This window comes from Pantoea sp. X-Soil-MYKO-1785 (assembly GCF_059730675.1).
The window spans coordinates 390,941-404,489 of sequence record NZ_AP036001.1; the positions used below are offsets into that span (position 1 = coordinate 390,941).

A 13,549-nucleotide genomic window follows, 5' to 3' on the forward strand; every position below is an offset into this window, starting at 1 on the left:
AGCCAGTACTGCTCTAAAATAAATCCTCACACCGACCTATACTGAAGCCACTCAAGTAAAAATATTAAGTCATTGAAAATGAATAATATCCTGATTATCTCCGGCCATCCCGATCTGAATGCATCCATTGCTAATGCCACCATACTGGAAGAACTTGCTGCTGCACTGCCTGAGGCTGAAATCCGGCGTCTGGACGGGCTTTATGCTGACAGTAAGATCGATATCAAATCAGAGCAGGAGAGTCTGTTGAAAGCAGATGTGATTGTCTGGCAGTTCCCATTTTCCTGGTATTCGCTGCCGGGGCTCATGAAGCTTTGGCTTGATGAGGTTTTTATTCACGGTTTCGCGCATGGTTCAACAGCAAAACTTGGCGGTAAAAAGCTGATTCTTTCATTCACAACCGGCGCACCGGATGCACTGTATGCGCCAGAAGGGTTATTCGGGCATCGCGTCGAGGATTACCTCCTGCCGTTAGAAACGACGGCCAGGCTTTGTCATCTGGAACTGCTTGAGCCGGTTTATACCTGCGGCATCAGTTATGTCGGCAGGGACCACCAAAAAATCATGCAGCAAAAAACGCTCGCCCGGCAGCACGCATTAAGGCTGGTAGCAGTCATCAATTCGCTCTCTTCTGATATGCAAGCAGCCAGCTAAATGAGGAACTGAGATGTTCATTATCACGATTACGGTAAGCGACGCGATTTCAGCTGAACAATATGAATCACTTTTCAGCGGGCATGCCAAATGGTTCAGGCATTATTTCCAGACCGGAATATTTGTGGTTGTTGGTCCGTATGCCGATCGTGAAAGATCGGGGGTCATTATTGCGAATGTTGAGAGTCTTGAGGCCCTCACGACAATCCTGAAAGAAGACCCCTTTTATCCCGACCTGGCGACCTATGAGGTACGGCCGTTCATTGCCAAAATGATTGCAGAAAACCTGCATCAGCTTCAGCAAGGGTAAATCAAAGTCTGCCACGGAATGATCAGCGAGGATTTAACATGATGCAGTACACCACTCTGGGTAACAGTGATTTACGCGTATCCCGTATCTGCATGGGATGTATGGGCTTTGGTGATCCTGCCACCGGACAGCATCGCTGGACGCTGGGTGAAGCGGAAAGCCGCGAGATTATCCGTTACGGACTTGAGCAGGGCATCAATTTTTTCGATACCGCCATCGCCTATCAAAACGGATCCAGCGAGCGTTTTGTGGGGCGGGCGTTGCGTGACAGTGTAAAACGCGAGGAGGTAGTGGTAGCAACAAAATTTCTGCCACGAACGCCCGAGCAGATTACCAGCGGCATCAGCGTTAAACAGGCAATGACACAATCGCTCAATCAGAGCCTGCGCAATCTCGGCATGGACTATGTCGACCTCTATATCTACCACATCTGGGATTATAACTCGCCGGTCATTGAGGTGCTGGAAGCGCTGCATGCGGCAATCACCGGCGGTAAAGTGCGCGCCATTGGGATATCAAACTGCTATGCCTGGCAGCTTGCGAAAGCGAACGCGCTTGCCGGGCAGGAAGGGCTGACCCCGTTTGTTTCCGTTCAGAGCCACTATAACCTGATCATGCGTGAAGATGAGCGTGAGCTATTTGGTCTGTGCGCAGAGGACAACATTGCGTTGACGCCTTACAGCTCTCTTGCCAGCGGACGTCTTGCCAGACCGGCTAATACCCTTACGCGACGGGCTGCTGAAGATGATTATGCCAAAGGAAAATACGACAAAACTGCTGAGCAGGATCGGGTGATTATCGATCGGGTGGCTGAACTGGCCAGGCGATATGATGTTTCTATGACCGAAGTGTCGCTGGCATGGCTGCTGACAAAAACAACTGCGCCTGTGGTGGGCGCCACCCAGAAACATCATATTGACGGTGCCGTTAATGCCGTAAAACTGCAGCTTAGCCCGGAGGATATTGATTATCTGGAGGCGTGTTATCAGCCACATGCTTTAACCGGGATTATGGCTCAAAACAGCCCGAAAACTAAAGACACGAAGCAGGTATGGACGCGATAAATAACCGAGCGGCAAATTTGAACAGGAGAGAAAGGGTGAATAAAATAATGCTGGCGGCGCTGGCGACGATGTTGAGCATGACATCCGCGCTGGCGGCAACACCTGCTTTTTATGTCGCAGAGTTTCAGGCAACAGATCGTGAAGCAATAAAACCCTACAGTGCTCAGGTCGAATCGACCTTCAGGCATTACGGCGGGCGTTTCATCGTACGTGGTGGGGAACCTGATGTTAAAGAAGGTTTTGGCGCACAGGGTAGGCTCGTCATTATCCAGTTTGACAGTCTGAAAAACGCTCAGGACTGGTATAATTCGCCTGAATACCAGCAACTGATTCCCATACGCCACCGCGCCGGCAATTCAAGAACCTATATAGTTGAAGGTCTGCCGGGACAGCCGGATGCTAAACCTTAGCGAGGTTAGCCTGCAGGGAACATTACACACCGCAGCGGCAATAAAATTGGTATCAGATATGACAGAAGGAAGGGTTAAAAATATCTATCACCGCAAAGCTTATACGGCTGATATTTATCTCGCCACTTCTCGATTGATATTAAGTTCCGGAGCAAAATAATTACCACGGCGCGCTTCTTGTCTCATCCTGATGATACCCATGCGTTGCAATCAACGCTCACAGGTATCAGGGCAGAACGGCCGAGACGCCTGAAGAGTCATCCTATGATATAAAGGTATTCCGTGAAAAATATAAGCGTAATTTTCGTTAGTCTGATAATGAGCGGGGCCGCCATAGCGAAAAGCCCTTATTTTCCAGACGGCACCATAATGAATATTTTTGAGTTCAGCATCAAAGCTGATAAAAGCCAGCGATATGATGAGATCGCAAAGGAGACCATTACGAAATCAGTTGACCAGGAGGAGGGGACGCTGGCCATGTATTCCCTGAGGCATAAGGAGGATGCGCGACACGCTTATATGATCGAACTGTATAAAAACAATCAAGGTTATCAACAACACATTAATGCCGAACGCTATAATAACTTCGTTGCCCTGGCGCCTGAGATTATTGAGAAGAAAAGGCAGATAAGGGTAATACCACAGTTTCTTGGTGATAAACACGTGGTCCGGAATGCAGAAACCATAAACAATCTGGTGATAGTCGATGTAAAACCTGAATTCCAGCAGGCATTCAAAAAAATCGTCCTGCCGGAAATGGCGGAGTCAATCAAAGTAGAACCGGGCGTGCTGGCTATGTATGCCGCTACTGAGATCAAAAACCCTTTTCGCTGGTACTTCTATGAAATTTACGCCAGTGAGGCCGATTACCAGCGGCACAGAGAAACGCCACACTTCCGGACTTACATCAGGAAAACGGCAGAGATGACCCGCCTGAAATCCGCCATACCAGTAAGGCCGGTCTTGCTCAGGAATAAAGGTGGACTCAACGCGGCGCAATAGCGGGCGGCTCTGGTTAACAACACTTGTTTTGCAACAGCTGGCTGTCACTCCCCGGTTACAGCCAGAGAGGCGTTGGTTAGGTGATGACGTAAAATCAACGAAAGTGTTGCCCTGAATGACCGGTCGACCAAAGCGTGTAGTACCCGCCCGGCGTGAGCGACATCCCCCCCCGGGATCCGGTTCAATCAGGCTGAAAATGACTTCTCTGTCGGTAAGATACTGATCGAGACCTTCAGCGAACCCAACACGATAGCTACAAATTGCGTAATTTGAACTGCTTTATAGCATCATTAATGTTGTTGGTGTCGAGAGTGGCAATGCATTGATTACCATTGAACACTTCGTAATGGGCGTTGTGTAACTGAAACAGCAAATCTTTGCCGCGAAAATGGATGCGTTTCTGTTTTACGCCTATCCCATGCCGTCGCAACAAAGCCTGCGACAGTCGGTCGGTCTCTTTTGCCATAGCCTCAGCTCCCCGGCAGTACGTGGTCACTGCCATTAAACCTGATAAAGATGAGTTTTATATTAAGAGATGTCCTTATTTTTAACAGGGTCAACGCACACATTTTCGGTGAGAATCGCGCTGATAATAACCAGCCCGGCAGGTATAACCTGACCGATAGCGGATTAATGCTAATCAGCCCACTGAAGCAGCCGCGGATGCGGTACACTTGGCCGGTGAATTCACCACTGGACACGATGCTATGAACGACAAGAAGATGATCTCGATTGATCAGTTCAACGCTGATGAACGACTGGCTGTAGAGGAAACGTTCAACGGGCTGGTGCAGAAGTATCGCCAACGGACCGGCAAAGAGCCTGATAGTAAAAAAGAGAAAGAATTCAATACCGAAGCGCGACAGCTCATCATGTCGAACAAGCTTGAGAAAGAGAGAGTACAGGCAGAAAAGGAGAAGAAAAAACCGCTGCGCCGGAAAAAGCCATCATCGCTGGCAGCAAGTGAAGTGGGTGATTTCAACTGGGCAGCCTCAGTGGTTAAAGGCCGCAGATAAACGATCTCTGCGCTATCAGGTCAGAATGAGCCTGAGGTCTTACCCTCAGGCTGCAGGCTCAGATCGGCGCATAGTCGCCGGTACCCTCGGGCCATGGCGTTAACAAATCAAATCCATCTTCAGTCACCGCCACGGTATGCTCCCATTGTGCTGATAAAGAACGATCTTTGGTCACCACCGTCCAGCCATCCGACAGCACGCTGGTGCCGGCTTTACCGGCATTAATCATCGGCTCGATGGTAAATATCATCCCGGCTTTAAGCGGCATGCCTTCTCCCGGCGTACCGTAATGCAGCACCTGTGGATCGGTATGATAGATTTCGCCCACGCCGTGGCCGCAATATTCACGCACCACCGAGAAGCCAGCCGCTTCCGCCACACGCTGAATTGCCGCACCGATGTCGCCCAGCGTCGCGCCCGGACGAACCGTTTTAATCCCGGCTACCATCGACTGATAAGTGATATCAACCAGGCGTTTAGCGCGTACTGACGGCGTACCGACGAAATACATCCGGCTGGTATCGCCGTACCAGCCATCTTTAACGATCGCTACATCGATATTCACGATATCGCCATCTTTCAATTTTTTGCTGGCGGGAATGCCGTGGCAAACCACGTGGTTAACCGAGGTACAGGTGGTACGGGTATAACCGTGATAACCGATGTTAGCCGGAATCACCTTCAGCTCATTCACTATGAAATCGTGGCAGATATCATCAAGCTCTTCGGTGGTGATACCGGGCCGAACGTGCGGCGTAATCATCGCCAGCACCTGCGCGGCGGCATGTCCGGCCGCGCGGGCCTTTTCAATCTCTTCCGAAGTATGAATTTTAACCGTGTTCATGACACATCTCCTTGTGAAGTGAGACTTTCTTGATGAAGTAAATGTCGGATATCAGAACTGCCTTCCAGTTCTAATCGAATCAGCATCTGTGCGAGCTGCTGCTGGGTCAGTTGCGGATAGAACTCCGCCAGCATTCCCAGCTTGAGCCAGTGCTCTGCCTGCGCATTGATCGATCGACTCATCGCCTGGCTGGCAATGCGCAGATTTTCATGCATCAGGTCGGAAATTTTAACGATGCCCATGTAAACCCTATATGAAACGTATATGTTTTATATATAGCTTAATGACAACGATATGATTTGCAAGGAGACTTTCTCACCGGTGTGGAAATGTCTGGAATTCATATGAAAATCAAGAGCATGTCTTATACCAACAGATATTCATCTGCGCATGAATCGGAATACTTTTTGGACATCGAAAGATCTTTGATTTCATGCAAGGTCGGCGGGGCCGCCTCCTCACTTAAACCGTACTGCGCCTAAGCTCGTGTAAATGCCTGCGTCAGTTTGTCCGAACGCACAGGGCAGGGATAACGCCCGTGACGGTGGATAGCTGAATAAATGAGGTGCTGAGAAAGGTAGTCCTGGCGGCAGATTCCGATGACGTCACTCAGCCTCATAGCGAGTAGAGTATCATCACCTCATCGATGCGTGTGATGAGGCCATTTGCCACTGTTTCAGCAGGCAGAAGTAGCCTGGTTTCGAACATTCGATGATTCCGGCGTGTCTGCTGATGCGTAAAGCTGCTGCCCACTACCCCAAAGCAGTTTACTACGGGTTTATCAAAGCGCTGCTGGTGATATGGGATGTGAACAGCCGCTTAAATTTTATAGCAGACACAGGCGGTCATGTCCTGGTGTCAACACAGTGGCGATTAAGACCTGAGACAACCCCACTAAACACTTCAGGGCGCATTCTGGTTTAATTGTTATTGTTTCACCTTTTACTCTTTGACGCCTGAATCAGTCGTGTGTTTTTAGGTCGCATGACGATATGAACAATGCCCATCTTTCCGTGTGCATCAAGTAGATTTTGATAAAGGTTGTCAGGAAGTTATGCCAGGCACGAGAAAAAATCCTATAAAATTCGTTCGTTTCCTGAAATTTTCATCTGCTCTGTCATAATGGCTGTTACATTCAGAAATGGTCTAGCAGAGAGGTTATATGTCTCAACCAAAAATAACAGAGCAAACTCAGCGAAGTAAAATCAATCCTCCGGTGTTTTACAGCTCCGCCATACTGATATTTTTTATCGTTGCTTTTGCCGCAATTTTTCCTGAACAAGCTGACAAGCAGCTCAGCGCGCTGCAAAGCGGCATCTTCGCCAATGCCAGCTGGTTTTATATACTGACGGTTGCTCTGATACTGATGAGCGTCGCCTATCTGGGCATGTCCCGGTTTGGTGACATCAAGCTGGGCCCCGACCATTCTGAACCCGATTTCAGCTATGTCTCGTGGTTTGCCATGCTGTTTTCAGCGGGTATGGGCATAGGGCTGATGTTCTTTGGCGTGGCGGAGCCGGTAATGCACTACATGGCACCGCCGTCAGGCACACCGGAAAGTGTGGAAGCCGCCAAGGAGGCCCTCCGCATCACCTTCTTTCACTGGGGGCTGCATGCCTGGTCAATCTACGCCATCGTTGCATTGATACTGGCCTTCTTCAGTTATCGCCACGGCCTGCCGCTGACGCTGCGCTCAGCACTCTATCCGATTATTGGCGAAAAAATTTATGGGCCGATAGGGCATGCCGTAGATGTTTTTGCGGTTATCGGTACCGTGCTCGGTGTAGCAACCTCGCTGGGTTATGGCGTCCTGCAGGTCAATGCCGGACTCAACCATCTCTTCGGAATTCCGGTTAACCAAACCATACAGGTGATACTGATTGTGGTTATTACCGGACTCGCCACCTTGTCTGTGGTATCGGGACTGGATAAAGGGATCCGTATCCTTTCAGAAATTAATCTGACGCTGGCGGTGCTGTTGCTGGTTCTGGTTGGTGCGATGGGGCCAACGGTTCTGCTGCTGAAATCGTTTGTTGAGAATACCGGCGGTTACCTTTCAGAAATAGTAAACAAGACCTTTAATCTGTATGCCTATGAGCCTAAATCCAGCAAGTGGCTGGGAGGCTGGACCCTGTTTTACTGGGGTTGGTGGCTGGCCTGGTCACCCTTCGTCGGGATGTTTATTGCCCGCGTTTCGCGTGGACGAACCATCCGTGAGTTCGTTACCGGTGTATTGTTTGTGCCAGCCGGTTTCACATTGCTGTGGATGACGTTTTTCGGTAACAGCGCTATCTGGCTGATCGTGAGTAAAGGCGCTCGCGACCTGGCAGAGACCGTACAGTCCGATCAGACCCTCGCGTTGTTTAACTTTCTTGAGCACTTCCCCTTTAGTTCAGTGCTGTCGTTTATTGCTATGGCCATGGTTGTCGTCTTTTTCGTGACGTCAGCTGATTCCGGCGCGATGGTGGTTGATACCTTAGCGTCAGGAGGCACCGATAATACGCCGGTCTGGCAGCGTATTTTCTGGGCTTCAATGATGGGTGTTGTTGCCATCGTGCTGTTACTGGCAGGCGGCATGAAAGCGCTACAAACGGTCACCATCGCCAGTGCGTTGCCCTTTGCGATTATTCTTCTGGCGTCGATTTACGGGCTTTTCAAAGCGCTGCGAATTGATTATTACAAACGTGAGAGTAAGCAGATCACCACCATAGCCTCACCGGCTTCACGAAATCCTATTTCCTGGCAACGCCGGTTGAGGAACATTGCCTATTTTCCCAAGCGTTCAAATGTAAAACGATTTATGAATGAAGTTATTCAGCCTGCCATGCATATGGTCAGCGGCGAACTGCTCAAGCAAGGCACCGCTTCTCATCTCAATGATAGTGCAGACGACCGGGTACATTTTGAAGTGGATCTGGGAAATGAACTCAACTTTGTTTATGAAGTTCGCCTCCGCTCGTATATCCAGCCAACTTTTGCCCTTGCCGGATTAGGCGATGAGAAAAAAGAAGAGCATCGCTACTACCGTGCCGAGGTATACCTTAAGGAGGGCGGGCAGGATTACGACGTAATGAGCTGGACGCAGGAGCAGATTATCAACGATATTCTGGATCAGTACGAAAAGCATCTGCACTTTCTGCACCTGGTACGTTAATAACCGGGGCCGGGCTCACTGCCTCAGGCCCGGATTAAGACGCATAGTGTGTCGATTCAGCCCAGGCATCTTTGCCCGGGCTTTTTTATGGTCAGAAGTGTTGTCGCTGTATCCTGCTCAATCCCCGTTCACCTCGCAAAACGCTGCGCGCAGGCGCGATGAGCCGCAATGAAGAAAAGCGCTTCCAGCCGGAAGCGCCTGTCACAATCAGAAGGACATGGTCAGGCCGGCATAATAAGCCCGGCCCGGCTCATTATAGGTTGAGGCACCTTCGGCTTCACGGTAGATACGCTTATCCAGCAGGTTGTTAATACCGGCATTGGCACGCAAATTTTTAGTGATGTCGTAATTGAGATTCAGCCCAAAGATGGAATAGGCACCGACTTCACGGGTCGACATCGGCGAACTTGCTTCGGTGCGTGACTCTGCATTTTCACGCGGCTTCTGGCGGCCATACATTGTCCAGTTCAGGTTGGTTGAAAAGTCCTGAGTCACCTGCCAGTCGAGCAGGGTATTGATGGTGTATTCCGGGATGATCGACAGCGGATTACCGGTCTTCTTATCCTTTGACTCAATCATATACGTCGCGTTGGTACGCCATTCCAGCATATCGCGCACCAGTGGAATGGTCATATTTCCTTCCAGCCCCTCGACCACGGCTTTACCGCCGTTGGACCATTGCAGGATATTGTTGCCGTTAGAGGCAAAACCAATACGCTCGGTTCCGGCGACGATCTTGTTCTTATAATCGTTGCGGAACCAGGTAAGCCCTGCGATATAACCGTTCTGACTATACTCAATGCCCAGCTCTTTATTTATGCTGATTTCCGGGTCAAGATTTTCATTACCGAGCAAATAACAGCTGCCGCTGGTTACACCAATCGGACAACCGTTACCGCGAGTAGCCAGTAAATAGCCTTCGGTTGACTGATAGAGGTTAGGGGCTTTAAACGCGCGCGCAATACCGGCTTTCAGCGTGAAGTTATCGCCTAAACCCTGTGAGATATTGAGCGATGGGCTCCAGTTCGCCCCGAAACTGTCGTGATAATCAAAACGCAGACCGGGGATCACTTCTGTGCTGTCGGTCGCCGCAATGTTGTCTTCAAAGTAGAGTGAGCTAAGAGTAGCGCTGTTTTTACTGCTGCGCGCGCCAGCATCACCGCTCACATCGCCAATGGACACATTCGGCGCACTGGTGCCATTCATCGAGCTGGGATCGTTCAGTTCATCGCGGTTCCACTCAGCCCCAAGCGTGACGGTCTGTTCACGCACTAACTCCAGCGGGAAACTCACTTCGCCACCGGCCCGGTAACTCTCGAAGCGACTGGTTGAAAAGGTGTTGCTGTTAATCCGTCCTTCACCGCTGCCGGCGGTGCCTTCGTTCAGGCGGGTATTGTTGGTTTTTTCATAATTGAAGGTCAGTTTCGACTGCCCCCAATCCCAGATACCGTTGTGGGCGATGCCGTAGGTCTGGCGGTAGAGGCGGTTAGTTTCTGACCCATCCAGCGATTCAATCAGGGCATTGCCAGCACCGTTGCTGTATTGGGTGTCGCCGGCGTAGATATTTCCCTGACGACTGTAACCGTAGCTGAAATCAATCACCTGTAACGGGGTCAGTTTCCACGACAGCACGCCGTTAATATCTTTGTTGCGCACCCCTTCGCGGCCAGCAGCAGCGGAACCGTTTTGCGACTGGTTTATATCGAACGCATCACTGTCGGTTTTGTTGATGTTGCCGTATAACCGCATGGTCAGCGCGTCACCGGCCAGCGGGCCGCTGAGGTTAAAGTTAGCGCGGCGAGTAGCACCTTCTTTGTCATCTTCCGGCTGATTGGTGAACAGCGACAGCGAACCGTGCCAGTCATTGGTCGGGCGCTTAGTAATAATATTGACCACGCCACCGGCAGCACCAGAGCCGTAGCGGGCAGCCGCCGGACCGCGGATCACTTCGATACGTTCAACCATTTCGGCCGGTACCCAGTTAGAGTCGCCACGGGAATCGCGCTCGCCTCGCCAGCTGTAACGCACTGAATTTCTCGAGGTGGTGGGTACGCCATCAATCAGGATCAGGGTGTTTTCCGGGCCCATGCCGCGAATGTCGATCTGGCGGTTATTCCCGCGTACCCCGTTAGCACTGTTACCGGTCAGGTTAACGCCCGGCATTTTGCGAATGATGTCGGAAAGGTCATTGACCGGCGGACTTTTTTCAATGTCCTGCGCGGTAATCACCGAGACGCCCGGCTGTTGCTTTAACTCCTGTTCAGCAGTGACCAGCATTGTTTGGTCATCAGCCAGCTTTTCTGTTTCAGCCTCGTTAGCTGCAGAGGCGGAGGTGCTCAATATTCCCGCCAACAGCAGCGCAACGGGGCGCTTCCGGACATGCATAGTTACATTCACTTAGAAAATCTCCCTGAATCGTTAAGGTATGTAAGCAAATGCGTATGATAATGAGAATAGTTATCATTGTATATCCGATCTGGATAACTTTACATTCCTTCACGTTAGGCCGTTTAATGTACATTGCGGGGGGCTGGTGGGCGGGTGACTGAGCAGAGCAGGTAGTCAGTTCCTGTCGTTCAGCAGGGAAATGCATTTAACATCGTCCCGAAACACAGGCGACGAAAGCTGCCGGCGAACAACAGTAATCGGTGAAAGGGCTGCAACAGACCGCCTCTGCGGCAGACGGGCAGCAAAGCGATCCGGCTGTAAACGCTGGCGGATTCATTCCGTAAGCGCCGCGGTAGTCCTTTTCGCACCGGGTTTTTTAGGTAATATCACGCTCCCGATATTTTCACGATAGTTCACCAGGAACAGGATGGATAATTACAATCAGCTACTGGCTTTCATCTGGGCCTATGAATATGGCAACTTCTCTGCCGCCGCACGGGCTAAAGGATTAACGCCTTCTGCGATGAGTAAACTGATTGGTCGGCTGGAGGCCAGACTGCAGGTCAGGCTGTTCGTTCGCGGGACGCGCGCGTTAAAGCTGACGGAAGAAGGGCATGTCTATCTCAAAAGCGCCCGTGCGGTGGTGGATGCGATGGCCGAAGCTGATTCACTGGCCGAAGATATGCCTAATCAGATCAGCGGCCAGCTAAAGATACGGACCATGACGACCTTTGCCCGCTACCAGATCCTGCCCTGGCTGCCTGCTTTTATTGCGGCTTATCCCGCGCTGAAAGTGGATATTGAAACCGGGCCGCTTTATCAGGATCAGTTCGACAAAGGTCTGGATCTGGCTATCTATGGTGGCGTGCTGGCCAGCTCGTCACGTATTGCCCGTCGTATCGGCGAAAGTCAGTGGATTACCTGTGCTTCACCGGCATACCTCAGCCGGCACGGCATCCCGTCCCATCCGCGTGATCTGATTGAACATCGCTGTTTTCACTTCAACTTTGAAAGTCACTGGAACCAGTGGGTTTATACTGAAGACGCTCAGAGCCGGATTTTTCCAGTAACGCCGGTGGCTTCACTGTCGCAGGGTGATTTACTGCGCGATCTGGCTATTCAGGGCGAGGGCATTGTCCGGCTGGCTGATTTTCATATCCACCGTGATATCGGGCAGGGAAAATTGGTGCCGCTATTGACCAATTTCCAGTCGCCGATCAGAGAGCCGCTCTATCTGATCTACGCCAAAAGAGAGCATCTCAGCCCACGCATCCGCTGTTTTATCAACTTCATGGAACAGCAACTTGCCCTGCATCCGTGGCACATTGAGACCGTCACCGGTTAACCTTCGCGCTCCTCTTCAAAGCCCACTGTGAATCTTCGTCACAGTGGGTTTGCCTGCGGCTCGAATCCCATCCAGAAGGGGTTGTGATAACGTTCTGTCGACGTTTCACCAATTTCCTGGATAGCAAAACTGATGATCCCGACGACAAAATCCTCACAGGCAGGACTGGCACTGGCGCTGGCCTTTTTTTCAGGCATGCTCAGTAGCAGTCTGCCAACGCCGCTGTATCCGGTTTATGTCAGCTTATACCGGTTCAGCGCCTCACAGATTATGGCGGTGTTTGGCGTTTACGCCGCCGGTGTTCTGCTCGCACTGCTGTTTACCGCGAAAGTAAACGTCCGGCCGGAAGCCTATACCCGACCTGTTTATACCGGACTGGGATGCGTATTGATTTCATCGTTGCTGATGATGTTTGCCGATAATATTACGCTGCTGCTGATTGCCCGGTTAATAACCGGTTTAGGTTCAGGTATATTAATGGCCTATATTAACCGCTCGCTGATAAAAATATTCGCAACGGAAGTCAGTAATCATGCTGCGCTGATCGCTTCCGCCGCCTTAATTCTGGGTCAGGCCATCGGTCCGTTTATTACCGGCAATATCGTACAGCATAATTTTTACAGCTTAAAAGCCCCGTTCATTATTTTACTGGTGCTGGTTTTACTCTCCCTTTTCGCCATCTGGCGTTGCCGCGAAATTGTGAATAAACCGCTCCAGCCGGTTGCTCATCCGCAGCAAGCCCTGACGCGCCACCGCCATCGGCCGCTCACTCTCAGAGATGTTTACCTCTGCTGCATGGCGATCTTTCTGTCGTGGGCAATGGCATCAACTCTGATGTCTCAGGGTCCGACGCTGGCTCACAACGGCTACGCGATCGGCAGCGTGCAGATGGTCAGTTATTGCCTGTCACTATTCCTGCTTACGGCGGGCATCACCCAGTGGCTGATGCGAAAAAGGCACCATTACTCTTCGCTAAAAATCGGGGTGAGCACGCAGCTGGCTGCGATATTACTCGCCCTGGTCAGCGTGCACCTTGTCAGTCCCGCCCTGGTTCTGGTTGCGGTGATTGCAGAAGGCTTTGCTTACGGGGCGATACTGGTCGGTGCGGCAACCATTGTGAATCAGGTTGCCCGCCAGCAACAGCGGGCACATCTTATCAACCTGCTGTATATCACCGGCTATGTGGGTAACTGGCTGCCCTTTGCGCTGAGCATTATGATGGATCACTATCCACTGCTAAAAGCCCTGAGCGAATACTTAATAGTCTGTAGCCTGCTAGCATTTTGTATTGCTTTCGCCGCGCAGGTTTCAGCGCGACAATTATATCAATCACCGATGGCTTGACTATCCGCTACGGTGAAA

The 13,549-nt window shown here is 50.9% G+C and carries 13 protein-coding genes; 9 read left to right on the forward strand and 4 right to left on the reverse strand.

The window, feature by feature from the left end; translation table 11 throughout:
- Window positions 1–78: 78 nt before the first annotated feature.
- From AC6I8D_RS21800 to AC6I8D_RS21820, 5 genes are all read left to right on the forward strand, one after another.
- A complete protein-coding gene (locus AC6I8D_RS21800; RefSeq protein ID WP_312757423.1) occupies window positions 79–654 on the forward strand; it encodes an NAD(P)H-dependent oxidoreductase in 576 nt (191 codons plus the stop codon).
- Between the two features lie 13 nt (window positions 655–667).
- Window positions 668–964 carry a YciI family protein gene (locus tag AC6I8D_RS21805; RefSeq protein ID WP_312757425.1) on the forward strand — a complete coding sequence of 99 codons (297 nt, stop codon included), beginning with the start codon at window positions 668–670 and terminating at the stop codon, window positions 962–964.
- A gap of 41 nt (window positions 965–1,005) precedes the next feature.
- On the forward strand, window positions 1,006–2,028 hold the full coding sequence (locus tag AC6I8D_RS21810) for an aldo/keto reductase (protein WP_312054106.1): 1,023 nt from the start codon (window positions 1,006–1,008) through the stop codon (window positions 2,026–2,028).
- 35 nt (window positions 2,029–2,063) lie between these two features.
- Window positions 2,064–2,438: a DUF1330 domain-containing protein gene (locus AC6I8D_RS21815; RefSeq protein WP_312757426.1), complete on the forward strand. Its 375-nt coding sequence runs from the start codon at window positions 2,064–2,066 to the stop codon at window positions 2,436–2,438.
- Window positions 2,439–2,720: 282 nt separating this feature from the next.
- On the forward strand, window positions 2,721–3,440 hold the full coding sequence (locus tag AC6I8D_RS21820; RefSeq protein ID WP_409519750.1) for a putative quinol monooxygenase: 720 nt from the start codon (window positions 2,721–2,723) through the stop codon (window positions 3,438–3,440).
- A 253-nt stretch (window positions 3,441–3,693) separates the two neighbouring features.
- On the opposite strand, the gene AC6I8D_RS21825 is transcribed toward AC6I8D_RS21820, so the two are convergent.
- Window positions 3,694–3,906, reverse strand: a complete 213-nt coding sequence (locus AC6I8D_RS21825; protein WP_312054036.1) for a hypothetical protein — start codon at window positions 3,904–3,906, stop codon at window positions 3,694–3,696.
- 241 nt (window positions 3,907–4,147) lie between these two features.
- On the opposite strand from AC6I8D_RS21825, the gene AC6I8D_RS21830 reads away from it, so the two are divergent.
- Complete coding sequence (locus tag AC6I8D_RS21830) at window positions 4,148–4,456, forward strand: hypothetical protein (protein ID WP_312054038.1); 309 nt, start codon at window positions 4,148–4,150, stop codon at window positions 4,454–4,456.
- Window positions 4,457–4,514: 58 nt separating this feature from the next.
- Here the strand turns inward: AC6I8D_RS21830 and map are convergent, their stop codons facing one another.
- Window positions 4,515–5,300, reverse strand: a complete 786-nt coding sequence (map, locus tag AC6I8D_RS21835; RefSeq protein ID WP_312757429.1) for a type I methionyl aminopeptidase — start codon at window positions 5,298–5,300, stop codon at window positions 4,515–4,517.
- The gene (locus AC6I8D_RS21840) at window positions 5,297–5,542 is read right to left on the reverse strand and encodes a ParD-like family protein (RefSeq protein WP_312054041.1); all 246 of its coding nucleotides are present in this window, start codon (window positions 5,540–5,542) and stop codon (window positions 5,297–5,299) included. Before AC6I8D_RS21840 ends, map begins: the two co-directional genes overlap by 4 nt.
- A 920-nt stretch (window positions 5,543–6,462) precedes the next feature.
- Here AC6I8D_RS21840 and AC6I8D_RS21845 point away from each other — a divergent pair.
- Window positions 6,463–8,454, forward strand: coding sequence for a BCCT family transporter (locus AC6I8D_RS21845; protein ID WP_497820926.1), 1,992 nt, complete (start codon window positions 6,463–6,465; stop codon window positions 8,452–8,454).
- A 207-nt stretch (window positions 8,455–8,661) separates the two neighbouring features.
- Here AC6I8D_RS21845 and AC6I8D_RS21850 read toward each other — a convergent pair whose 3' ends face one another.
- Window positions 8,662–10,839, reverse strand: coding sequence for a TonB-dependent siderophore receptor (locus AC6I8D_RS21850; RefSeq protein WP_497821062.1), 2,178 nt, complete (start codon window positions 10,837–10,839; stop codon window positions 8,662–8,664).
- 430 nt (window positions 10,840–11,269) lie between these two features.
- Between AC6I8D_RS21850 and AC6I8D_RS21855 the strand changes: the two genes are divergently transcribed.
- Both AC6I8D_RS21855 and AC6I8D_RS21860 read left to right on the forward strand, forming a co-directional pair.
- Complete coding sequence (locus tag AC6I8D_RS21855; RefSeq protein ID WP_497820927.1) at window positions 11,270–12,187, forward strand: LysR family transcriptional regulator; 918 nt, start codon at window positions 11,270–11,272, stop codon at window positions 12,185–12,187.
- 132 nt (window positions 12,188–12,319) lie between these two features.
- Window positions 12,320–13,531, forward strand: a complete 1,212-nt coding sequence (locus tag AC6I8D_RS21860; RefSeq protein ID WP_312054046.1) for an MFS transporter — start codon at window positions 12,320–12,322, stop codon at window positions 13,529–13,531.
- Window positions 13,532–13,549: the final 18 nt, after the last annotated feature.

What these genes read in the sequence shown, in the direction of transcription:
- AC6I8D_RS21830 (WP_312054038.1), top strand. Translation starts at nt 4,148, where the DNA reads ATGAACGACAAGAAGATGATCTCGATTGATCAGTTCAACGCTGATGAA.
- AC6I8D_RS21825 (WP_312054036.1), bottom strand. Translation starts at nt 3,906, where the DNA reads ATGGCAAAAGAGACCGACCGACTGTCGCAGGCTTTGTTGCGACGGCAT.
- AC6I8D_RS21860 (WP_312054046.1), top strand. Translation starts at nt 12,320, where the DNA reads ATGATCCCGACGACAAAATCCTCACAGGCAGGACTGGCACTGGCGCTG.
- AC6I8D_RS21840 (WP_312054041.1), bottom strand. Translation starts at nt 5,542, where the DNA reads ATGGGCATCGTTAAAATTTCCGACCTGATGCATGAAAATCTGCGCATT.
- AC6I8D_RS21850 (WP_497821062.1), bottom strand. Translation starts at nt 10,839, where the DNA reads ATGCATGTCCGGAAGCGCCCCGTTGCGCTGCTGTTGGCGGGAATATTG.
- AC6I8D_RS21855 (WP_497820927.1), top strand. Translation starts at nt 11,270, where the DNA reads ATGGATAATTACAATCAGCTACTGGCTTTCATCTGGGCCTATGAATAT.
- AC6I8D_RS21805 (WP_312757425.1), top strand. Translation starts at nt 668, where the DNA reads ATGTTCATTATCACGATTACGGTAAGCGACGCGATTTCAGCTGAACAA.
- AC6I8D_RS21800 (WP_312757423.1), top strand. Translation starts at nt 79, where the DNA reads ATGAATAATATCCTGATTATCTCCGGCCATCCCGATCTGAATGCATCC.
- map (WP_312757429.1), bottom strand. Translation starts at nt 5,300, where the DNA reads ATGAACACGGTTAAAATTCATACTTCGGAAGAGATTGAAAAGGCCCGC.
- AC6I8D_RS21810 (WP_312054106.1), top strand. Translation starts at nt 1,006, where the DNA reads ATGCAGTACACCACTCTGGGTAACAGTGATTTACGCGTATCCCGTATC.
- AC6I8D_RS21845 (WP_497820926.1), top strand. Translation starts at nt 6,463, where the DNA reads ATGTCTCAACCAAAAATAACAGAGCAAACTCAGCGAAGTAAAATCAAT.